The following is a 22,266-nucleotide window of genomic DNA, read 5'->3' as shown; positions in this document are numbered from 1 at the left end:
GGCGTCTTGGCAGCCTGAAGGGGGCTTAGGCTGAGAGAGGCCGCGACGCGTTCGTGGCCTTTCAATCCTCAAGCGCCGCACCTGCTGTCCACCGCGGGCACTACTAGGGCTGTCTTTCGGGCGGCAGTCACAGGCGACCGGTATGGGCTCCTTTGGCCTCTACGGCTCGACCTCGGCGCTGGCCAGCACCCTGACCCTTTCGGCCGTGGTCAACTGCATCGGCATCGGCTTCCAGCGCGGCACCCACACGAACTGGCAGCTGGTGCAGAACGATACGCGGGCGCACCGACGCTCACCGATCTTGGGGCGAGTTTCCCGGTCGCGATCACGACCAACGTCCTGACCCTCACGCTCCTCGCCGCCCCGAACGGCAGCGAGATCGGCGACCGAGTGGCCGACGAAGTGAGCGGGGCGGCGGTAGAGACCGTGCGCGACACCGACTTACCGGCGGCGACCCAACTTCTGAGCCCGCGCAACTTCATGAACAACGGGGCGACGGCGGCCGCGGTGGCATATGACTGCTCAGGGGTGTATGTCGAGACGGATTATTGAAATCGAGAGTTGAAGACGAACAATCAATTGCTGCCGCTGCAATCCTGATCGAATGCATTTCTTCTCGTCTGGACCGATACGCGCCTCACTCGCTCGCCGCACGACACTGGTCTCAGACGCCGGAATTCGGCGGTCTCTTGACCCACGCAAGAGGCCGGTTTTGTCCGGAAGCGACACGGGTTCACAGATGGTCTTCGATCCAGACGAACAGCATCTCGGTGCTGGTGGCGTAGCCGCCGACTTGGCAGCCACCCAGCACCCGCCCCTGGGCGGGCGAGCGCCATGAATAGCCGAGCGAGGACGGAAAACTATTCGGCTGCCGCGAGATGGTTCGAGGTCCGCTCGCCGAGGAGAGTCGCGAAAACGCCCGGCTGTGCTTCCAGTTCGTCATAGGTGCCAAACTGCGCGATCCTACCTCGATCAAGAACCAAGATCCGATCGGCCCAGCGCAGCGTGTCCAGACGGTGGGCGACCATAACCATGGCACGACCCTTTGCGTGCCGGCGCAATTCCTGCATGATCTCGGCCTGAGTGCTACCGTCAAGCATCGAGGTTGCTTCATCCAGGATCACGAGTTTCGCCCCATTCTTGGCGAACACACGGGCCAAGGACAGGCGTTGGGTCTGGCCGGGAGAAATATTGTCACCCCGTTCGGTCAAGGTCTTCGCCGGATCAAGCTGGAGCCGCGCCTGCTTGAGCGCATCGACAACGACGTCATTGGCAACATCGCCCTGGCGGACAACGCCCTCCACGATGTTGGCTTTGAGACTTCCCTGGCGGACATAGGGCTTCTGCGGCCCGTAGCTGATCCAGTCGGCGAAGTCATCCTTGGACAAATCGCGGACTTCGGCGCCGAACAGGCGAAGTTCACCCTGATAGTCGGGGAAGAGCCCGAGCATGGCGCGCAACAGTGTGGTCTTGCCGCCCCCGGACGGGCCGGCGATGCCAATCACTTCGCCAGCGTGGATGTCGAAATCGACGCCATCTAGAACCGTCTTCCGCTCGCCGTCAGGGGAAGTCCGAGAAAGGCGCAGCCCCTTCGCGGCAACGATAGGCGCTGCCGGTTCCCAGGCCGGCATGGTGTTTCCGGCAAGCGAGGCATCGTCGCCAGCCTCGAGTACGCTATGGGCGGCGTCGATTTGCAGGATGGATTCGTGGAGTTGGTCGACAATGCGATGCAGGTTCTGAAGTGGAATCGCGGCCGACTTGAAAAGCATGGCGAGCGCGAGAATGGTGCCGGGCGTCATGTCACCGGTCGTCACCTGATAGATGCCGAGGCCGACAATCATGGCCAGACCGCCATCCTCGATCAGCCCCTTAACGGCATCAAAACCCATCATCCATTTGTGATGGAGAAACTCGACGGCGCGCATTTCCTCGGCTTCACTTTCGAATCGCGCCTCGACACGCCCGGCCATGCCGGAGGCGCGCACGTAGTCGAGATGGCTCAAGAACTCAGCGACTTGCCCGGCAAGGCCTGTCGTCTTGTTGATCAGCGCGATGCGAATACCCTTCTGGCTTAGGATCTGTCCGGTGGTTATAGCAATACTGAGCGCCAGAACGATCAGCATGACCGCGCCGGCAATGCGGCTTTGCATGAAGGCAAGGACGAGCGCCGGAATCGCGACAGCGAGTTGCGGAATCGCCTCTAGGAAGACGAGCTTGAGGAACCGGATCGTGCCGAGGGTCCGCTTTTCGAGCCTCGAGTTCACCTCTCCGACACGCATGTGCTGAAGCGCATCGACACGAACGCCCAGCACCTTGGTAACGTTTCCGAGAAACACACGCTTCTGGACGCCAACGACAGTGCGCTCGATCAGATATTTCTGGATCACAACTAGAACCACGCGGCCGACCAGGCACGCGACGATCAGGGCAAAGACCGACCAGACCGCGCCCAGCGCTTGGTCGATGACGATCTTGTCTACGATGTCGCCGAGCAGGACCGACGGGACGTTGGCAAGCGACCCGGCGCCGATTACAGCCAAGGTTGCGACGATCATGGAGAAGATGCCAGCATGACCTAGCTGCGTTGCCAGACTGGCAACGACCCCCGATTTTGTTGGCGATTGCGTTTTCATGGATTTGGCTCCCTTCTCGTTTTTCAGATGAAGTTGAAGGCGGTAGCGGCGCCGTAAGCGATAGCGCCGACGGCGATGCCGAACCCGAAAAGCCGCAGCCCGTTGCCGATGGCATTCGAGGCGGCGGAATTCGTTCCGCCGGCAGTCACGAAGACCGTGCCGCCGACGACTAACAAAAGTCCCAGCGGAACGAGGTTGATGAGCCATGGAGCCTGCATGTTGGCCGCCAGAAGGATCCAGGCGATCGACAGCAACAGCTGCGCAAGAGCGGTGAGCAGGCCGTATTTCAAATAGGCCCAGGCGCCCCAGATGGCATGGCCGTTTTCGTCGGCGAAGCCGGCCTTGACGGTCTCCCCCCGCAGGGTCGGACCGGCCGTCGCGGAATGCATCAGCATGCTCGAGCCGGCGCAGATGGAGGCGGCAAAGGCGATGCCGACCAGGTCGCCATAGGAGACCAGCGGGCCGTGGCTCAACGTGATGAAGATGGGCAGCACAGCAGCCGTTGCCGGACCGGCCGAGAACAGGCCGGCCGCAATCGCCACAAGGGTCATAAGCGCGACGAGGAGCAAGGTCTCATCGGACGTCGCGGCGACGAGCACGTTGGCGACGGCCCCGACGATACCCGTCACGGACACGATCGCGGCAATGGTCAAGATGATCGCCATGAACACGGTGGTGCGCAGGTCGTACTTGCCGATCGCTGCCGCGCCCAAACGTGGTCCCGCGATCACCGTTGCGGCCGCTGCTCCGACCAAGGCGGTCATGAAGAAGGGCCAGTTCGACGGAGGTACCAGCGCCCAAGCCAGCACCATGCCGGCGAAAACGACGCCGAGCAGAATCGCTCGGGTCACGTCGGGGCGAACATGGCGGTTGCGGACACGCATGAACTCGAGGGAGATGCGAGTGTGGCTGGCGTCCTCCGGGTTGCTCAAGGTCGCCTGCTGCCCGCGGATCGCCGCCGAATAGCCGAGGATCGCGATGAGCGCCAAACTTGCCGCAAGGGGAAACGCGCCGATTAGATAGGGCGTGAACCCGACGAGCCCGCTCGACATCAAGAGAATGGCTGGGAAATCGCCCATCGGCGTTGCCATACCACCCAGGTTGCACAGCACCAGCATCAGCGACAGGAACGCGGCGGTCACTTCGGCGCGGGCGCGCATGGCGCGGAGAAGCGTCAGGAAGACCGGCGCGATGATGAAGATGGCGGCAAGATTGTTGAGCAAGGCCGACGACGCGAACATCAAAAGGCCCATGAATATGGCGGCGATGTCCGCCCGTCCTTTGGTTGCGAGGGCGAGCTTTAGGCCCAGCGCGTCAAGGGCGCCGGTCTGCACCACATAGAGGCTGAACAAGTCCAGCGTGATCAGGATGGCCAGCACGTCCATGGGAAAGCTGCGAGCCAGCGCGCCAAAGGGGACGTAGCCACTCGCGATCAAGCCGACAAAGCCAGCGAGGGCGAGCGCGGCGACGATGAACCAGGACGCATTCGTCGGCTGGTTTGGATCACTGGGCGGACGCGGGATGGCGATCTCGGGTGTCGCCGACACCACGGGGACGACCGGGCGTCCATCCGGATAGGTCACGATCTCTGTCATGGTCTGATTCCTTCCTAGATGTTGGGGGTGACAGTTTCCAAGCCAGCCGGCTGGCAGAGGCCGCTGAACTGGTCTCGGCGGACCATTTGCCAGTTCGCCGGACGCCCATGGACCGCCTGATCTCCAAGCGGCAAAAGAGCGATGATGTCGCCGGTAAACTGCTGGCCACGGATCGCCCCGAGGGCGCGGGCGGCTTCCCTTTCGACAAGCAGGTAGCCGCCGCCCGCCTCGAAGGCGGTGACAAGCACAGCCACGTTGCGCGAGATAATGGGCACAGTACCCGGCGCTAGCACGGACACGACGAGACCGGCGGGCACGTTGTTACGGACCTCGTCAATCTGCTTGTCGGAAATGTGGCCCGGCGTCAGGATCTGAATGGATCCGCGATGATCAACGGCGGCGAGGGCCTCGAGCAGAGACAGGTCGCAGCCCGGCAATACGAGATCGACGTGACCCCGTTCCGCCGAAATCGTAATGGCGGATTTGAACGCCGCGACACGCCAAGCCCGCGCGGACATTTCCGAGACGGTATCGGGGACGACCCGGGATGTTTCCCGGATCGCCACGCTTCTGTCATTGCCAGCGCAGCGATCGATTCCGGCCAAGAGGCCGCCGATGCCGGTGACGTCGAGAGTGTCCCTGTAAGCGTCCATATCATGCCTCATCCAGCTGGGCGGCAGGATCGACGGCATTCAGTCTGAGGAGGACGAGAGAGACGAACGCGATCGCCTGGACCTCGTCTGGCCCCCAGAAGAGATTGTGGAGGCACGCGGCGGTCTCGTTGTCGGTCATAGTCGCTGACATCGCGTGCAGAGTGTTGTCACCGGCCTGAATGTCTTCCGGGCTAAACCACGGCGCCTCAATTCCTGCAGCTTGGCGGCGCGCAAGATTGGCATCGATAGCTGCGACATCCACCTTGAAGATTGCGACGATTTCCGGAGGCCCAAACGACACTGAACGCAGCAGCCAGTTGGTGACCTCCGGCGGCAGGATGGTTCCCAGGATCTCGGCCGCACGCCCGGAGAAGCCGTCGCCGCCCGAACCGCCCATTCCTGACCGCGGCGGGAAATGACCGCCGCCAGCACGGTCCGGCGGCAGTCCGGGATGATACCGATGAACATGAGCACCGTGATGGCCACGCGCGGGACCAGAGGCGGGTCCGTGGGAGTGGCGCGCACCGGCGGGACCATACCATGTCTGCTGAAGATGTTCGTCATTAGGCCGCTCATCTCGGCCCTTGTCGTGTTCATGGGGGGGCATTTCTTTCTCCTTCCGATCGAGAATGCGAGGCAGGGTTTGCCCCGCTTCTGCCGCCCGGCCGTTGTGGCCGATCGACTTTGACGATCTCAGCGCGCGAGAGACACGCTTGGTAGGGGTCTAGAAATGCAGTCGTTTTTTTGGTCACATCATCGGCGCTAGACCAGCCAACACTGACCAAGCTGCCTCAACCCAAAAATCACTTCAAAATTTTTGCCGATCAAAAAAAATGCTGGCATTTTTTGGCGAGACCTGATCCTCTCCTTCTTGCGTGGGCGGGCGAAGTGCGATTTCTGGGGGGCGGTCGAACGTAGTTCAAGATGAATGAACTTGAGATACTCAAACTTGTTAGGTCTGAGCGCAAACCTTATTGGGGCGGCAAGCCAGACTACACCTTCTACGATTTGCGTTCAGCATTGGGCGTCGTGGGGTTACCAATAGATTTGAGCGACAGTTTGATCAGCAATTTGCTGCTAGACCGCCCACACGCGGACGAAAACAAAATCTTGAGACTCATCTCGGGGCCGGGCGAGCGACAAACTGAAGCTCGAAAAAAAGTAGAGCAATCACTTGGGCTTGAAGGACTTTTTTTGTGCACAGATCGTGCAGAAGTGTTGGATCTCATCGCCCGCGCGGACGGTTCCTCGGAACAACTGGCACGCTTGAGCTACTACCAAGAGCCACCAATCCAAGGTTATGGGATAACAGGAGCCGAGCAAGACGCCATAAACTACTTGGCTGAGGAGCTCTGCAACAACGACCAACCAATATTCCACTGCGACGTTCCATTCAATTCTGGAGCCTCAACCGTCGCTCAAAACCTCCGGCCGACGTATGAGGAGAAGTATCCGTATTCAAAGATCGTGGTTATCAGGCCATCGGACTTCACTTTGCCGTTTGAGGCTGAGCTGCGCAAACTCTGCAACGAGTTAGACGCGATCGGCCGACCGGTCGAAACGAAACGTCAATTGGCGGACTCGATTATTGCGGAGCGTATTTTACTGGTGGTCCTTTCGCCGTTTGCTATTGACGTGGCTACCGACAACAATTCCCTAAGGAGCCTCACAAAGGAATTCCGAGCACGTCACGGCCAGTGGCGTGGACCGAGCAATATTCTGTTCGTAGGTCAATCAGAATGGTTATCGAAGGTGAACATTCAGAACACCGAAGTTCATTCACGCAAAATGCGACGAATTCTACGTCTGCGCGGAGAGGCGAGCTTTGACGAATTTAGAGCCCAGTGGAAGCGTTTCTCCGACCTGCGCGAACAGTCGTTATCGGAGGAATCTGGATCACGAATGCGTCGCGCTGCGACTTATTTTCGAATCCAGAACCCGGACTATGTCTGGCCAGTAAGCGTTAAGCTTCGTGCCCTGTTCGCATCCAACGAATGCACTGCGGCCTATTTTGATCCAACACAGGGCTTTCGCCGTTTGGCGGGCGCGCGATTTGATGAATTTAAGGATATTAGAAACTTTCTCGAGGACGTTTCCGACTATATAGCCTTTGTTCGATACCTCGACCGCACGGCAAAAGGCGGCTCGCGCGGAAAAAGGAAATATTATTACTTGCTCCAATACGTCAGCACAGCCAAGCACTGGCTCACCGAAGACGCTCTCGACGTGTTGATCGATTCCATCGATGGCGAACGCCAAAACCACCTCAATCTGGCGACAGAGAAAAAACGAATCGGGGGCCTTGCTCCGGTCATCACAGCTAAGAACGTGAGCATATCAGGCGTAAGCAAGGCAAATTACTTTGCGAGCATCGCCGTAAAGGCCGTCGTCCAGGATGATTGGATCAATACTGATCCGTACGCTAGAGCACTTGCCCACTACCGGATAGCTGATCGCCTCAAGGGCAACGAAAACGATAAAGAGCTACTTGATCGGGAGTTTCCCTACGAACCTCACTGGGGGCGAAGCCGAATATTTTTCCTTTCAGAAACGATCCGGCACTTGGTGCGATCTACGGAGACATTTTCGGGCGATACATCTAGCAAGGAATATGACCCCAAGCTGAAATTCCCGAAGGCGCCGACTAGGGATCAGAACGGCACCAATCCGGCCCAAGTGATAAATTACTGTTATGAAACATTGTATCAGAAGGAACTAAATAGCAACGCGAACGGTTCCAGCGGACGCGCGATGGCTAAAAGGTATGGCGCCTATCAGCTTGCCGTCGAGCTCCTGGAACTCATGAGTGAGAACTATCAAATAGGCGTACCCCACAGGGCGCTAAATCCTGAGAATCGTATCGAGTTCATGCGTGAATGTGGATTTGCACTGCTCGACGTCGGTGAGTTGGAGAAGGCGCGAGACTGCTTCTTGCATGCTCAACGCTCCTTGTATGGGGATGAGCGAGCTGTCGATGAGCGAGCTGTCGATGAGATCAATATCGACTTGGATTTAGCATTGGTAGAATCAACACGAGGCAAGCTCTCTGCAGCCCGCGAAGCGGTAGACACGGCTCTGAAGAAGCTCCAGACGCTTCACACCCAAAGGCAAGAGAGTGATGCGCGTCAGTATTATACCGTTCGCAGCCTATACCGCCGCGTACTGACGCGTGAAGCTCACCTTGTTTTCCTCGAAGGTGACCACGAGCTAGCACTCGACCTAATTGACAGAATTGAGAATGAAAGCAGATGGGAACAATTCAAGGACGGTGACAGGTACAGCAGGGACGTGCTTGTCCCTGGCTTCTCTCAACGACTTGAAGCTGAGCAGACGCATCTTCTGATAGCAGCTTTGCATCGGCGGGCGGAATGCGCCGAGAAGGAGTGGGAAACTTCCGAATTCTCGGTAGCACTAAACCGTTGTATGGAGGCCATGCTGCGCGGCCAGTCTGAAGGCCTTCATCATCAAGCAATGGGATTTCGTATTGCCTTAGCGCGATGTTTCAGGCGCATGGAGCGCTTCGATACGGCGGAGGCAATCTTGGACGCCGTTCATTTCGATCTACTACGCTACGGATGTTCTGAGCGAACATTCTTGTCTTTCTTGAACGAGGCCGGGCGTGTTCTTGCTGGACTTGGCGATCCCATAAGAGCGTATGCTACGTATTTGAGACCATGTTTTGGCCGTGCCAAAGCTCGCGGGTTCCGGCGCGAAGCGGAGCAAGCTGCTGTGTTGGCCAGTAATGTGCTGGAAGAGATCAAACGACAATACGAGCAATGCCAATCCAGCGATGACGTACATCAAGCTAGTTGGTTAGAAGCTCTGACGCGAGCAAAGGACAAGCATAGAAGGTTGATTAAGGAAGCTGACGATATCTTTCGCGGCGGGCCATTTGAAAAGGATCCACTTTTTGCATATGCAATTGCAGACGCCGAAGAAGTGATTGAAACGCTCACCAATTCAAAAGGCATTTCAGACCACGCCAGCGAAGTCGCTAGCATACTATCAGAGGCCAGCGCTTAGCCATCAAGCGATGACGCTGGAATGCCCCCGCTGAAGTGATCCATCAACCGGGGTAGATATTCCCCACGAAGTGGAGGACCAGGAGATGGCTGGGAAGCGAGAGAAGCCTGAGGAGATCGTCATGAAGGTGCAGCGAGTTGAGGTGTTGCAGGGTCAAGGCATGAGCGTTGCGGAGGCCGGTTGCCAGATTGGGGTGACGCGTCAGACATATTACCGTTGGTGTCGGCAATACGGCGGCATGAGCCGGGACCAGTTGAAGCGGTTGAAGGAACTGGAGAAGGAGAACCAACGCCTGAGGCGAGCGGTGTCCGAGCTGACGCTGGACAAGCTGATCCTCACGGAGGTTGAACGGGGAAACTTCTGAGCCCTTCGCGCCGACGCAGATGCATCGACCGCGTGCGGCAGACGCTTGGCGTTTCCGAGCGCCGCACCTGCCGCACGCTCGGCCAGCATCGCTCGACACAGCGCAAGGTGCCACAGGGCCGTCCGGATGAAGACCGCCCGACCGCGGACATCATCGAGTTGGCGACGCAGTATGATCTCCATGCCACGCCGTGCGGCATAGGCCTGGATTGCCGCCGCCTGGTTTTCAGTCGAGTAGCGCTGGTGATCGGTCGACATGCGCACGTTTTCTGCCCCACCAACTTGGGACGGGCCATTGCGTGCTTTGTCTGGGAACTCGGAAGCCGCCACCGGGTTCGGCCGCCATCTGCCACGGGAACAATGCATCCAGCGCCGGCGCCGCACAGGCCCGGGTAGCGTCGTTCATCATACCGTGAGTCAACGCCACGATACCAGATTCCGTCTCGCGCGACGTCGCTCAAATGACACCGAAGGTCTGCATCGGCAGGATCGTGCCGCCGAGATCCACGTTCCCTGCTCGAAGAAAAAATTACCTTGTTCAACTCGAAAAAGTTCCCTGTTCCTATCAGTAGGGAAATTCCGAATAAGGCATTGAATAATCGTGGGGATTTTCGCCGAACCCGGCGTTGATTGCCAGAAAACAGCAGAAATACCCTGTTATTTTCCCTGTTTGCAGGGAATTTTGCAGAGACGGGATAGCTCCAGACTGGCCCCTCCGCCACCGACATAAGTCATTGATATTACTCGTAAATTCACTGAATTCTTGGCCGATTTTTCCGTGCCTTGCGCCACCATCTCCCATACAGAGACTTGGCTGAGAGACCGTTTCGCCGTGAGCGCCGCGATGGGTCTCTGACGGGCCCATCAGCCGGTTCGGTTTTGGCGAAGAATTCCCTGCCAGCAGGGAATTTGCAGGGAATTTTCCGGATCTTGCCTCGGAGCCGCGCTGCCGAGCCAGATTCGGTGATAGGATTCAGTGGTTTACAGAGGAATTCCCTGCCGGCTGCAGCAGGGAATATGCAGGGAATTTCCGACACCGGGCGATCCGGGACGAGGCGCCTGGAGAAGGCCGCCGCCCGGACCGCTGCTCAGACGCCGTAGAGGCGCTCCTGCTCCTGCCAGTCGAGAGGGATCGGGCGTTGCAGGATCCGGTGCGATGTGAGTTCCGGCGGCACGGTGCCGTCCCGGATCGCCAGCTGGATCCTGGGCGAGAGGAAGGCGAACGGCGCGCGGGTCCGGATGAAGGCGTCATGGTGTCCGGCCTTCCGCGCGATCACGGCGAGCGGGGTGCCGCTGCGCAAGGCGGTGATCCAGCAATGCGCGTCGGCGAGCGTGCGGAGCAGCACCGGGTCGGGATCGGGCTCCGCTTTGCCCGCCACCAGTTTCGCCTCGACGCCGCGGCGGCGGAGATGCACCGGTGCCGAGAGATCGAGGAGGTCCGGCGAAAGATCCTCGGCCCGGAGATGGAGTGCGTCGGACAGGGTGTCGGGATCGAGCGTGAGCACGATCTTCTGCGGCCCGATGGTGCCGCCGACGAGAAGTCGACGCAGCAGGTCAGGGTTTGGTGCGCGGAGTACCTGGACGAGGTCGCGGGCTGCATCGAGATAGCCTGGGTCCGCCCGGAGATCGGGCTTTGCGAGCAATCGATGCCCGCTCGTCGCCTGCACGATGTGATCGGCGATGGCATTGGCGACGAGGACCTCGAGCTTCCGGCCGGGCAGGCGCCATCCGGTGGGATCGGGTCCGCCGGAAATCAGCCGGTTCGAGACATAGTAGGGATGGCGCTTGCCGTCCTTGCGGCTGTGGGTGGGCGTCAGCCGGTCGCCGGTCTCGTCGCGAAGCTTGCCGGTGAGCGGCGCGGTGTCGGTATCGGACCTGCGGCCGCGCCTGCGCCGTGCGGCCGCCTGCAACTTCTCCTGCACGTTGTCCCAGAGCGCTTGATCGACGATCGCCGCATGACGCCCGGGCCAGACAAGGGTCCTATGGCGGATCTGGCCGCGATAGACCGGATTGGTGAGGATCTTGTGGATCTGCCCGGTTGAGAGATGCCCACCCCCCTGTTCCCGGCCCGAGCGGAACCGATGCAGCTTGGATCTCAGCCCCATCTCTGCGGCGGCGTGTTCGACTTCGGTGATCTTGCCGTGCCGGTCATAAAGGGTGAAGAGGGCGCGAACGGTGTCGGCCTCGGGCGCATTGACGACGAGTTCCCGCACCATCGGGTCGGGGTGGGGATCATAGCCGAGGGGCGGGACACCGCCCATCCACATCCCTTGCTTCTTCGAGGCGGCGATCTTGTCGCGGATCCGCTCGGCGGTGACCTCGCGCTCGAACTGGGCAAAGGAGAGAAGCACGTTGAGGGTGAGACGGCCCATCGAGGTCGCGGTGTTGAAGGCCTGGGTGACGGAGACGAAGGAGCAGCCGGCGGCGTCGAAGCGCTCGACGAGCTTGGCGAAGTCGGTCAGCGACCGGGTGAGACGATCGATCTTGTAGACCACCACCATGCCGATGCGGCGGGCATCGATCTCGGCAAGGAGGCGGGCAAGGGCCGGACGCTCGAGCGTCCCGCCCGAGACCCCGCCATCGTCGAAACGGTCACGGGCGAGGATCCAGCCCTCATGCTTCTGGCTGGCGATAAAAGCCGCGCAGGCCTCGTGCTGAGCGTCGAGCGAGTTGAAGCTCTGGTCCAGTCCTTCCTCGGAGGACTTGCGGGTATAGATTGCGCAGCGGATCCTCGGCACTGTCATCAGCTTCCCTCCTTCAGACCGAAGAACCGGGGCCCGGACCAGTGGGCGCCGGTGATGGCGCGGGCCACCGCGGAGAGCGACGGGTAGGTCTCCCGGTTCCAGAAATAGCCGGTCTCGGTGACCTCGACCTCGTGGGTCACGCCGTTCCATTCGCGAAGCAGGCGGCCACCTGGTTTGAGGGCCGGAGAGGAAGCTGGTCCGCGGCCAGACGCCCGGCGCTCCAGATCCGCGACGAACCCCTTGGGCAGCCCACCAGTGCGCCGCGCCTGGATCTCGAAGGCGAGGAACCGGCGCAGGAAGGCCTGGCTCAGGCTCTTCGGCACCGACACTCCGAAGAGATGGTCCCAGGCGGCGACGAGCGCCGCCCGTTCCATGGTCTCGATCTCGGCGACGGAGAGCTTCATGCGGCCTCCGGCGTGGCGGCAATGCGGTAGGCGACCGCACCACCCTCCTTCTTCGGCGGGAGGCGGTCGATGATGTAGCCGGCCTTGCGCAGCGTGCTGAGGGCGGCCCGCACCGAATGCGGCTGCCAGCCGGTGGCGTCCTGCAGGGCGGCGAGATCGGCGCCGGATTTGCGCGCGAGCAGCCTCCGGACGAGGGCGGACTTGGTCTCGCGGGTCGGGGTCTTGGTGGTCTGAGACATTGTCTTCTCCTCGGGTTTGCGGGCAAGGCAGACTGCCGGGCCCTACCGAGGCGCGCCCGGGCTCTGAGCCGGGCGTGGGACCAATGACGCTCTGTTCGGCGGCGAAGTCCAGTCCGTTGTTCCGGTTGAAAAAGTCATGTCCCCGAAGTGCGTTTGTCAACTTTATTTATGAAAATCAATAGTTTATTAAAAATTGTGTTGCGCATGGAATGCGACGGGTGTAGAGGTATCTGACACGTCGCAGCAGGATGCTAGCGACCACCGATCACGCAACCCATTGGGGATGTGGAGAGTATCGGCTGGTTGTCTCCGCTGTGTCGATTGCTCCCAGCCTCACTTCCGCCTCCCCTTCAAACCGAAGGAGGCGACTATGGATGAACATCCCAAGAATAGCCCGGCGATCCCGGGTTCCCAAGGTCTGGAGCCGAACAGAACGTCTGCAAAACAATCCTCGGCACCAATAAGTGCGCAGCCGGAGATTTCCGCGGCGCATGGCAAGAACGACCTGTTCGCGGAGGTCACACTGGTCTGGCTTTTGGTCAAACTGATCGACCAGGCGCCGCGCCGGGTTCGGCGCGCAGTGAAGAGCCAGACCGAAGCGGTGATGCGGTCGATCGAGACCTTCGGCTTCCGGATCCCGATCCTCGTGCGCAGCAAGCCGGGCGGTGAGCGCTACGAGGTGGTCGACGGGCATACCCGGCTCGCGGCTGCCCTGCGTCTCGGCGCCGAAAAGCTGCCCTGCATCCTTGTCGACGATCTTCCCGAGGTCGAACTTCGCCGGCTGAGGCTCTCCCTCAACAAGCTGCAGGAAACGGCGGAATGGGACACGGAGGTGCTCCGTCTGGAGATCAACGAGATTATCGAGATTGGTGGAGTGATCGAGATCCCGGGATTCGTTCTGCCGGAGCTGGAGGCGATCCGGTTCGGCGCGGGCGGTGCCGAAGAGCCCGACCCCGCGGATGATGTCTCGGGACTTGAGATGCCAGACACGCCTGTCGTGTCCCGGGCGGGGGATGTCTGGTGCCTTGGCGACCACAGGCTCCTCTGCGGTTCGGCACGGGATACAATGGGGATCGCAGCCCTGCTCGACGGGCAGGTTGCCGACGTGGTCTTCACCGATCCGCCCTACAATGTGAAGATCAATGGCCATGTGCGCTCGGCGAGTGGTGGCTTTGCCGAGTTCGCGGAAGCCTCGGGCGAGATGTCCCGGCCCGACTTCGTGGCCTTCCTCGTGAAAACCTTAGGCAATGCCGCCGATCTGCTGAAACCCGGAGGCATACTCTTCGCCTGCATGGACTGGCGCCATGTCGGGGAGGTGATGGAGGCGCTGAACGCCTTGGGACTGGAGATGCTCAACATCTGTGTCTGGGTGAAGACGAACCCGGGCATGGGCAGCCTGTATCGGAGCCAGCACGAATTTTGCTTCGTGGCGCGGCGCTCCGGTGCGGGACACCAGAACAACGTGCAACTCGGCAAGTTCGGCCGCAACCGCTCGAATGTCTGGACCTATCCGGGCGCGACCGGTGGGCGGGCGGATGCCGACGACGACTTCCAGGTCCATCCGACCGTCAAGCCGATCCGGCTCGTCATGGATGCGCTCCTCGATGTGACCGGACCGGGCGACCTGGTGCTCGATCCCTTCCTTGGTTCCGGCACCACGCTCCTCGCCGCCGTGCGCACGCGGCGGCGCTGCTTCGGTGTCGAGGTCGAGCCGGCTTATGTCGATCTGGCGATCCGCCGCTGGCAGGCGATGACTGGTGGCCAGGCCTTCCATGCCGAAAGTGGCGCAAGCTTCGACAGCGTTGCGGGCGACGAGATCGACGCTGGCTCCCATGACCAGGAGGGCTTCTGATGGCCAAGAAATCCACACCTGCCTCCGGCAAAGGTTCGGGCTACAAGAACCCTCCCCAACACAGCCAGTGGAAGAAGGGGCAGTCGGGCAACCCCAGCGGCAAGACATCGAAGCCCGCGTCCATCGAGGCGAAGCTCAAGAAGCTCGCCGCCGAGGGGCGGTGTCAGATGAACCTGGCTTGCGGCGGGGCAGGGGACTGAGTAGCCTTCCCGGATGCCCAAACGCTCGCCCTTTAAGTACTTCAAGACGTCACCCGAAATCATCCGCATGGCGGTGATGATGTACATCCGCTTCCCTCTTTCGCTCCGGAACGTCGAGGACCTGCTTCATGAGCGGGGCGTCGATATCTGCCACGAGACGGTGCGGTTCTGGTGGCACAGGTTTGGCCCGATGTTTGCGTCGGAGATCCGCAAGCGACGCGTCCAGGGCATGCGCTCGAGCCGATGGCGCTGGCACCTCGACGAGGTTTTCGTGAAGATCAACGGTGAACTTCGTTACCTGTGGCGAGCCGTCGATCATGAAGGCGAGGTGCTCGAGAGCTTCGTGACCAAGAAGCGTGACAAGAAAGCCGCCCTGAAATTCTTGAGGAAATCACTGAAGCGGCACGGACGAGCGGGCGAATTCGTGACTGACCGGCTGCGCACTTATGGCGCCGCGCTCGGCGAACTCGGCATTCGCGACCGCCAGCAAACCGGCCGTTGGATGAACAACCGAGCGGAGAACTCACACCAGCCATTTCGAAGGCGGGAGCGGGCGATGCTCCGCTTCCGGCGGATGCGAACGTTACAGAAGTTCGCCTCCGTCCACGCCTCGATCTACAACCTCTTCAACACGGAACGCAGCCTCTCAAGCAGATCCGACTTCAAGGCTAAACGAGCCGTCGCTCTTGCCGAGTGGCGCTCTCTCTGCGCCGCATAAGGGACAGCCATCCTGTCCTTGTAGAGACGAGTTCGCATTCGTCTGCCAGCACCATTCAGATTGCTTCAAATCCGGTTGGATCGCTGCAACGCCGAAAGGCGGTTGTGAGTCTGTTGTGTTAAAAGTCGGTATCCCGCTGAGAATGACCAAACTAAGAGTACTTTTTCACACGAAATCCGGAATTCTCAAATCTCGGTTTCTGATGAGTGCTCTGGAAGAAATTTGTTCTAAATTTTGTACGTGATTTTCGAAGCGTCGAGTTTCTCAACAAAATCAGCCCAGAGCAGACGTTTAACGACCATATTTCTCCATCTATGGTTATTAGGTCAAGCCAACGTAATGGCCCGATCTGGGCCTTCCGAAAAATCACTTACTTTTGAGCGTCTCTGATGGAAACTCTCCGAAGAGGCTCTGATATAGTTTCGCAAAGCGACCGCTGTGAGTGAAGCCGAGCGACAGGGCAACGTCTTTGACGGAAAGTGGGGGCCCTTCCTCTGCAAGTAATAGACTACGGGCTTGGGTAAGTCTTTTTGCCTGCAGGTACGCAATTGGCGACGCGCCGAAAACTTCATTGAAGCACACGTGCAGTTTCGTTGCTCCGACGTTGGCTGCCTTGCAAAGGTCAGCAACGCTTGGTGGATTAGTCGCGCGGTCCTCAAATAGTTTTTCTGCTCGCCTGACAACTTGTAACGGGTCAAGTTTGGGGCTTGAAACAGCATTCTCTTCGATTGTCTGTGCAATGATGAGGCCGGCGACCTCAGCAAAAAGATCGTTCTCGACGGCAGCATCGAGTGCGAACTTACCGGGACCCAGAGGCTTGTCCAATGAAGTTGTTATCGTCTCCAGAAGCAGCCTTTGAAACCTTGTTCCTAAGGCTGGACCAAGGGCTATCCGTTGATCGTCGAGGGCGATATCGTCGATATAGCGACCACTCAAATTGGCGCATGCATCCCTCAGTCTGGACTTTCGCAGACCCAGTGCGAGATTATGCCTTCTTTCGTTGGTGGTGGAATATCCGTCAGGACCGCCCGAAACAAAAACATCGAACGGTCTTGCCACTTGACCGTTGAAGACATAGTCGCCAAGCCAACTGATCGGTGCCATCAAAACAATCCAGTCCGGGCTGGGCACGATGGTACTGGCCATTTTTGGCCCGACCTTGCTACGAAAGATAAGCAGATCCCGGCCAGTGACTTGCAGCATTTTGTACTCAACGCGTCCCGGCTCGAGTTGCGCCGTTTCGGCTTGAAGGGTGGGCAAGCCGCGCCAAAACTCCTGATGCGTCAAGTCGATCTTTGCAGGAAAGCGCGAAAACTGCTTCGGTTCCCCCATATTCATGAAACCTTCCCGTATCTGACTGACTATGGCGGAGTACTTAGAGCCGACTCGCAAGAGCACAACGCCGTCAACTCCCAAGTGAGCTCGTATCCGCCGACAGCGTAGAATTTGACCCTCGATTCTGGGCCCATCTTACTACCATAATCTTACTACCATGGTAGAATTTGACCCACACTTTCGGGTTCAAGTCGCCTCCGGAGAGGTACGGTCGACCGCGATGAGTAAGTCTTTGGAGGGGCTGTATTTTGCTGTTTTTCAAAATGCCTACCGTGCTAAGCACGTCTACGGCGCTTATGACCGCCACAGTATTGGCTGCGACCACACCCGTTTGGGCGCAATCCCAGCCCGAGGTGAACAACGGCACCAACCCGACCTTGCTGGCGACCAGCGCCGGCATTCAGTACAAGTACACGGATTTCGGATCGGGGTTGTCCAATGACCTCTTTGAAGCCAGTTTCGGGGTGCCGTTCGGTCAAGGAAAAAATAAGTCCCTGAGTGTCACTGTGCCCTACGCCTCCGGGCTAATCGATGACAGTTTTGGGCTTGGCGACGTGAGTTTGACATTCACTCATGTCCTCGACGTGAATGCCAGCCGCGGGTACGCCTATACGGCGAAACTAAAGTTCGATACCGCTGACCGCCCCGATCTTGGCAGCGGCCAGACAGTGCTGGAACTGTCCGGATTTTATGCCAAGTTTCTCAGGGACGGCAGCATCATCGCGCCCGCGCTGGTTCAGACCATCGGTCTGGGTGACGAAGATCCGGGGCGCAGCAAGATCAACACCACCACTTTCGATTTCTACTACGTACCAAAACTGTCGACGGATAAGATTTTCATCACCTTTGATCCGGCCCTCATCTATGACTGGGAACAGGACAAAGGGTACGCCAGCCTGACGACCACCTTCGGCTTTCCGACGGGCAAGGCCTTTGGCGGCGATAGCCAGATCTTCATCAAACCGCAGATCCTTGCCGGCGCCAACCGCCCTGCCGACTGGAGCCTTCAGGTCGGGTACAAGGTGATCGGATTTTGACCGCCTCTACCGCAATGAACGTCGCCCGCAGGTGTGAGGGGTAGCGCCATGCTCGTAAGCGAAACCCACTTGGAAAAAGATCATCACGAACCTTGGAGGAAGTGAAGACATGATGAAGAAACTAAGAAATGGCCTGTGCCTTGCGTTGGCTACTGGCCTTGTTCTTTCTACAACGCTGCAGCCGGCGATCGCTTGTTCCCGAATTCTGGTAGAAACTGGGAACGGGTCGTACATTACTGGACGGAGCATGGACTGGATCGACCCCGACCTTGCCAGCGATCTGTGGATCTTCCCGCAAGGCGTGGAACGCAAAGGCGGGGGCAGCGACAACGAGCTGACTTGGACATCGAAATACGGATCCGTCATCACGGCATTCTATGGCACCGCATCGGCGGATGGCATGAACGAAAAAGGCCTCGCCGGGGGCATGCAGTATCTTTCCCACAGCGATTATGGTGATCCGGCTGTAACCGGGAAGCCGACGATCAGCATTGGCGCCTGGTTGCAGTATTTCCTGGACAACTTCGCCACGGTTGAAGAGGCGGTGGCAGCCATGCAGGATCCGCCGTTCACGATTGTGTCCAAGCCGGTTGCAAATGGCGTCGCTGCGGAAATTCACATGGCGATCTCCGACGCGTCAGGTGACTCCGCCATTTTCGAGTATATTGACGGCGAACTCGTGATCCATCACGGGCGAGAATACAAGATCATGACCAATGACCCGGACTTCTCGACACAACTCAAGCTGCTTGAGTACTGGAAAGGAGTGAATGGCGATAAGTTCCTTCCAGGAACGCTTAATCCGACTGACCGATTGGTAAGACTGGACTGGATGCTGAATAGACTGCAAAAGTTTGAAGACCAGAATATGTCGCTGGCCAGCGTGTTTTCTGTGATGCGGAATATCAGCCCACCCATTGGGATGAACAGCCCGGAGAATCCGATGAGCGCCATTACGCTGTGGCGCACCGTGACTGACCACAGTGCCAGGACCTATTACTTTGACTCGGCGGTTTCACCCACTGTGTTCTGGGTCGACTTGAATAAGGTTGATCTGCAACCCGGGGCAAAAACGATGACCCTCAAGGTCTCAAAAGACCGCCCGCTTTCAGGAGAAGTCTCCTCCCAATTCGAAGAGGCTGAGCCTTTCGGGTTCCTGTAAAAGCTTGCAGTAATCTTGAGAGGGTTTCTCATCGATGTCTTCGGTGAGAAGCCCTCCAAGTTCTTTCCTACTGAGATGAATTGATTGGAACAATCGCACAGGTTCTCTCGGCGGAGAACTTCCAGTCGATGAGCGCCTCGAACCGCACGAGTTCGCGGCGCCGCCTGTCAAGCGTGTTCAAAATCGACCGGGGCACTCCCGAAATCCATCCGACACAAGGAGCAACCGAATGCGGAAACTAAACCCCAAGACATTGACTGCGGCACTTGCCGTCGCCGCCAGCGTTGCTCTGCCTGCGGCTGCTCAGGAGGCCTCCGGGCCGATCCTGTTCACCAACGTCACCGTCTTTGACGGTGTAAACGAAGCCCTGATCGAAAATGCCAATGTCGTGGTGACGGGCAACAAGATCACCGAAGTGTCGCTCGAACCGCTTGCTGTTGCAGGCGGCAGGGTGATCGACGGCGGTGGTCGCACGCTGATGCCCGGAATGATCGAGGGGCATGCCCATATCATGCTGCACACCGATCCAGTTCAACTGCTGATCAGCCAGGATGCTTTTGAACAAGGTGTCCGCGCGGCCAAGCGGGCCAACGATTACCTGATGTCCGGGTTTACGACCGTGCGCGACTTGGGTGGCAATTGTTTTGGCGTCAAGAAAGCAATCGACGCGGGTGTCTTCAGCGGTCCACGGATTTATTGCGGTGGCGCAGGCATCGGGCAGACCTCGGGTCACGGCGATTTCCGTATGCCGTTCGATGGGCATCCGGTTCTTGACGGACCCGAGTTCGGTGGCACGGCCAACCGATACAAGCATACGCTTATCGCTGACGGCGCCGATGATGTCCGTCGCAGTGTTCGCGAAATGCTGTTTCGCGGCGCGTCGCACATAAAAATCCATGCCGGCGGCGGTGTGACCAGCTTCACCGACCCGCTGCAGGCCGCCCAGTACACGCAAGAAGAGCTGAAAGCTGCCGTGGAAGAGGCGACCCGCTATGGAACCTACGTAACGGTGCACGCGCAACTGAATAACAGTGTTGTCGGCGCCCTCGATTCAGGTGTCAGGGTTATCGAGCACGGGCTTGTTCTGGAAGAAGATACCGTGAAGCGCATGAAGGAACTGGGCGTCTTCTATTCGCCGCAGGCCTTCCTTCCGCTTCAGGACGTGTCTGGCAACCCGCAATTCCAAGCTCCGATCCAGCAAGCGAAGTTGGCGATGGTCGCCGAAGGAACGCGCAATGCGTTTGATCTGGCAAGGAAATACGATCTGAAGATCCTTTGGGGGACCGACGTGTTTGGCGGCGACGAGATTTTCAAGAACTTCACCCAAGAATTCGCCTTTCGCGACGAGTTCTGGTCACCCATCGAGCAAATGAAGCAAGTCACCGGCAACAACGCCGAAGTCTTGGCGCTGTCCGGACTGAAGAACCCATATCCCGACGCTCCGCTCGGTGTCATCCAATCCGGCGCCTATGCCGATATCATCCTGGTCAACGGCGACCCGACCACGGATATCAAGCTCCTGATGGACGCAGAAAGGAACATCGACCTGATCATGAAAGACGGCGTGATCTACAAGAATACTGTCAAGTAAGCCGGCCGAGAGCCCTGCAAATAGTGAAGGAGCCGACCATGAAGACACCCATGACCAATCGCATGCGAACCTCGTTTCACTGCATACTTTACGCGCTCCTGATGCTCGTCCTGCTTCCCGGTCAGTACAGCCACGCTCAGGATGCATCTACCGTTGAGGTGATGTTCCGAACGACCGAGGGGGATATCCGTGTGGAACTGTATGCCGAAAAGGCACCGGTTACCGTGGCCAATTTCCTGCGATACGTGGAGGGCGGGTATTTCGACGGTGGCAGCTTCTACCGGACCGTTAACTCGGAAAACGATACGGGCACCCCAGTGATCGAGGTCATCCAGGGCGGCATGGCGGGCGGCGAGCCCCCGTTTCCGCCGATCGCGCATGAATCAACGCGCGACACGGGGCTACGCCACACGGACGGGACACTCTCGATGGCGCGCGCCGAGGCGGGAACTGCCTCGTCGGAGTTTTTCATAGCCGTTGGGGATCAGCCGGGGCTCGATTACGGCTCGGGCCGAAATGATGATGGCCTCGGATTCGCCGCTTTCGGACGCGTGATTGAGGGCATGGAAGTGGTGCGGACCATCCACGGGAAGCCAGCGGATGGATCGGTGGATATACCCTATCTCAAAGGGCAGATGCTGACCGAGCCGGTTACCATCGAAGTAGTCACTCGACTGCAGGGCCACGGCGAGACACAGTGACGGGGAACCCTCGGCGGCAGACTTGAACTGCTCCCATTGAAGTGGTCCACCAACTGGCATCGATTTGTCCCTTCACTTGGAGGAACAGAGAATGGCTGGAAAGCGAGAGAAGCCGGAAGGGTTCTGTACGTAGAATATTGCACTGTAGCGGACGACCGATTTGTCCGCGAACCGTTAATTCGATCAGGGCCAAGCTTTGCGCTCGCAGCGAATGGCCGGAAAGCGGGCTGCAAGCGCAGCATTGGACTGTTACAGCCAACGGCAGCTATGGGCCGACTTTGACGATTGCCAACGATCCTACGGCAGAAGTCAGATCTCGGTGGTGTCAGGCCCCCGCAACCAACAAAACCACGCAATACCAAAGCCTTACGCCCCGCATCCCGCGGGGCTTTTTGCTTATGCGCAATCCACATCAACGCCACATCAACGTTTGCCGAGCCCCTGTGAGAAGCGTGTGTAGTTTGCGTTCGGGGCAGCTGACCTGCTCCCCTGGAACCTCCTCACGCTGAGGTCAGCAAGCTCCGTCCCGTTTTCGGAGACCATCATACAAGGGTAACCCCGCTGTCCGGCGATCCGATCCAGTTCCCGTGACTCGCACAACAAGATGGCCGGAGATCGATGTGTCGACGACGGCACCCAAGCACACCCGACTGAAGTTGTGGATGATGCACAGTACCCGGAACCGGCGGCCCCAAGCCACGCACTCGCACGCGTGGCATCGACGTCGAGACCTCTTGCGGTGTGGTCGAAACTCTTGTGAACTGCTTACAATGAATTGCATTCGAGGAGGAATTGTTGTGGAGGAGATTGCGACACAAGCCCAAAGGGCAGAGCTAGAGAGGCTTTGGATCGACGCAGCATACGCGTCTCCCGCCGCATCCGGCGTATCGATCGATCAAGCCCTTATCGCAAGGTTGAACTTACGTATCGACCTCTTGATGAGGTGCCCCTAGTTTTCTAGACACCCGCCTTGGTCAGTTTCTGCTGCCTGATCTCGAAATCAACGGGCGACAGCA

Annotated in this window: 16 protein-coding genes and 3 pseudogenes; 10 read left to right on the top strand and 9 right to left on the bottom strand. The window is 58.9% G+C overall.

Annotated features, from left to right (window positions below; translation table 11 throughout):
* Positions 1-130 precede the first annotated feature (130 nt).
* Positions 131-552: pseudogene (locus QKW60_RS00100) on the top strand (DUF2793 domain-containing protein); the annotation flags it as partial.
* Between the two features lie 308 nt (positions 553-860).
* On the opposite strand, the gene QKW60_RS00095 reads toward QKW60_RS00100, so the two are convergent.
* Genes QKW60_RS00095 through QKW60_RS00080 form a run of 4 tightly spaced genes read right to left on the bottom strand, consistent with a single transcriptional unit; the run spans position 861 to position 5,278 of the window.
* Positions 861-2,633 carry an ABC transporter ATP-binding protein gene (locus tag QKW60_RS00095; protein WP_282365526.1) on the bottom strand — a complete coding sequence of 591 codons (1,773 nt, stop codon included), beginning with the start codon at positions 2,631-2,633 and terminating at the stop codon, positions 861-863.
* Positions 2,634-2,656: 23 nt separating this feature from the next.
* Entirely contained in the window at positions 2,657-4,228 is a 1,572-nt protein-coding gene (locus QKW60_RS00090; RefSeq protein WP_282365525.1) for an ArsB/NhaD family transporter, read from the bottom strand.
* Between the two features lie 14 nt (positions 4,229-4,242).
* Positions 4,243-4,881, bottom strand: coding sequence for a hypothetical protein (locus tag QKW60_RS00085; protein ID WP_282365524.1), 639 nt, complete (start codon positions 4,879-4,881; stop codon positions 4,243-4,245).
* Position 4,882: 1 nt separating this feature from the next.
* Positions 4,883-5,278 carry a hypothetical protein gene (locus QKW60_RS00080; RefSeq protein WP_282365523.1) on the bottom strand — a complete coding sequence of 132 codons (396 nt, stop codon included), beginning with the start codon at positions 5,276-5,278 and terminating at the stop codon, positions 4,883-4,885.
* A gap of 527 nt (positions 5,279-5,805) precedes the next feature.
* On the opposite strand from QKW60_RS00080, the gene QKW60_RS00075 reads away from it, so the two are divergent.
* Together QKW60_RS00075 and QKW60_RS00070 are read left to right on the top strand one after the other, a co-directional pair.
* The gene (locus tag QKW60_RS00075; RefSeq protein WP_282365522.1) at positions 5,806-8,904 is read left to right on the top strand and encodes a hypothetical protein; all 3,099 of its coding nucleotides are present in this window, start codon (positions 5,806-5,808) and stop codon (positions 8,902-8,904) included.
* Positions 8,905-8,989: 85 nt separating this feature from the next.
* Positions 8,990-9,441, top strand: a pseudogene (locus QKW60_RS00070) (transposase); the annotation flags it as partial.
* A gap of 914 nt (positions 9,442-10,355) precedes the next feature.
* Here the strand turns inward: QKW60_RS00070 and QKW60_RS00060 are convergent.
* The 3 genes from QKW60_RS00060 to QKW60_RS00050 are packed head-to-tail and all read right to left on the bottom strand — an operon-like array spanning position 10,356 to position 12,654.
* Positions 10,356-12,011 carry a recombinase family protein gene (locus QKW60_RS00060; protein ID WP_282365521.1) on the bottom strand — a complete coding sequence of 552 codons (1,656 nt, stop codon included), beginning with the start codon at positions 12,009-12,011 and terminating at the stop codon, positions 10,356-10,358.
* Complete coding sequence (locus QKW60_RS00055; RefSeq protein ID WP_282365520.1) at positions 12,011-12,415, bottom strand: DUF2924 domain-containing protein; 405 nt, start codon at positions 12,413-12,415, stop codon at positions 12,011-12,013. Before QKW60_RS00055 ends, QKW60_RS00060 begins: the two co-directional genes overlap by 1 nt.
* Complete coding sequence (locus QKW60_RS00050) at positions 12,412-12,654, bottom strand: DUF3489 domain-containing protein (RefSeq protein ID WP_282365519.1); 243 nt, start codon at positions 12,652-12,654, stop codon at positions 12,412-12,414. The genes QKW60_RS00055 and QKW60_RS00050 overlap by 4 nt, the downstream gene beginning before the upstream one ends.
* A 370-nt stretch (positions 12,655-13,024) precedes the next feature.
* On the opposite strand from QKW60_RS00050, the gene QKW60_RS00045 reads away from it, so the two are divergent.
* From QKW60_RS00045 to QKW60_RS00035, 3 genes are read left to right on the top strand one after another with little or no spacing between them, the layout of a single operon-like run.
* Positions 13,025-14,506: a DNA modification methylase gene (locus QKW60_RS00045; protein WP_282365518.1), complete on the top strand. Its 1,482-nt coding sequence runs from the start codon at positions 13,025-13,027 to the stop codon at positions 14,504-14,506.
* Positions 14,506-14,706 (top strand): DUF5681 domain-containing protein, encoded by a 201-nt coding sequence (locus QKW60_RS00040; protein ID WP_282365517.1) that lies wholly within the window; start codon positions 14,506-14,508, stop codon positions 14,704-14,706. Before QKW60_RS00045 ends, QKW60_RS00040 begins: the two co-directional genes overlap by 1 nt.
* A gap of 13 nt (positions 14,707-14,719) precedes the next feature.
* On the top strand, positions 14,720-15,424 hold the full coding sequence (locus QKW60_RS00035; RefSeq protein ID WP_282365516.1) for an IS6 family transposase: 705 nt from the start codon (positions 14,720-14,722) through the stop codon (positions 15,422-15,424).
* 366 nt (positions 15,425-15,790) lie between these two features.
* Here QKW60_RS00035 and QKW60_RS00030 read toward each other — a convergent pair whose 3' ends face one another.
* The gene (locus QKW60_RS00030; RefSeq protein ID WP_282365515.1) at positions 15,791-16,762 is read right to left on the bottom strand and encodes a helix-turn-helix domain-containing protein; all 972 of its coding nucleotides are present in this window, start codon (positions 16,760-16,762) and stop codon (positions 15,791-15,793) included.
* A gap of 293 nt (positions 16,763-17,055) precedes the next feature.
* On the opposite strand from QKW60_RS00030, the gene QKW60_RS00025 reads away from it, so the two are divergent.
* From QKW60_RS00025 to QKW60_RS00010, 4 genes are all read left to right on the top strand, one after another.
* Positions 17,056-17,796, top strand: a complete 741-nt coding sequence (locus QKW60_RS00025) for a hypothetical protein (RefSeq protein ID WP_282365514.1) — start codon at positions 17,056-17,058, stop codon at positions 17,794-17,796.
* 109 nt (positions 17,797-17,905) lie between these two features.
* Positions 17,906-18,958, top strand: coding sequence for a linear amide C-N hydrolase (locus QKW60_RS00020; protein WP_336619141.1), 1,053 nt, complete (start codon positions 17,906-17,908; stop codon positions 18,956-18,958).
* A 229-nt stretch (positions 18,959-19,187) separates the two neighbouring features.
* Positions 19,188-20,549, top strand: a complete 1,362-nt coding sequence (locus QKW60_RS00015) for a metal-dependent hydrolase family protein (RefSeq protein ID WP_282365513.1) — start codon at positions 19,188-19,190, stop codon at positions 20,547-20,549.
* A gap of 38 nt (positions 20,550-20,587) precedes the next feature.
* Entirely contained in the window at positions 20,588-21,250 is a 663-nt protein-coding gene (locus QKW60_RS00010) for a peptidylprolyl isomerase (RefSeq protein WP_282365512.1), read from the top strand.
* 480 nt (positions 21,251-21,730) lie between these two features.
* On the opposite strand, the pseudogene QKW60_RS00005 reads toward QKW60_RS00010, so the two are convergent.
* Positions 21,731-21,941, bottom strand: a pseudogene (locus QKW60_RS00005) (IS3 family transposase); the annotation flags it as partial.
* Between the last annotated feature and the right edge of the window lie 325 nt (positions 21,942-22,266).

The sequence above is a fragment of the Albidovulum aestuarii genome (genome assembly GCF_029961185.1).
GTDB classification, from domain to species: Bacteria; Pseudomonadota; Alphaproteobacteria; order Rhodobacterales; family Rhodobacteraceae; genus Albidovulum; species Albidovulum aestuarii.
Note: the sequence above shows the minus strand (reverse complement) of the source record. Positions and strands in the feature narration are given on the sequence as shown.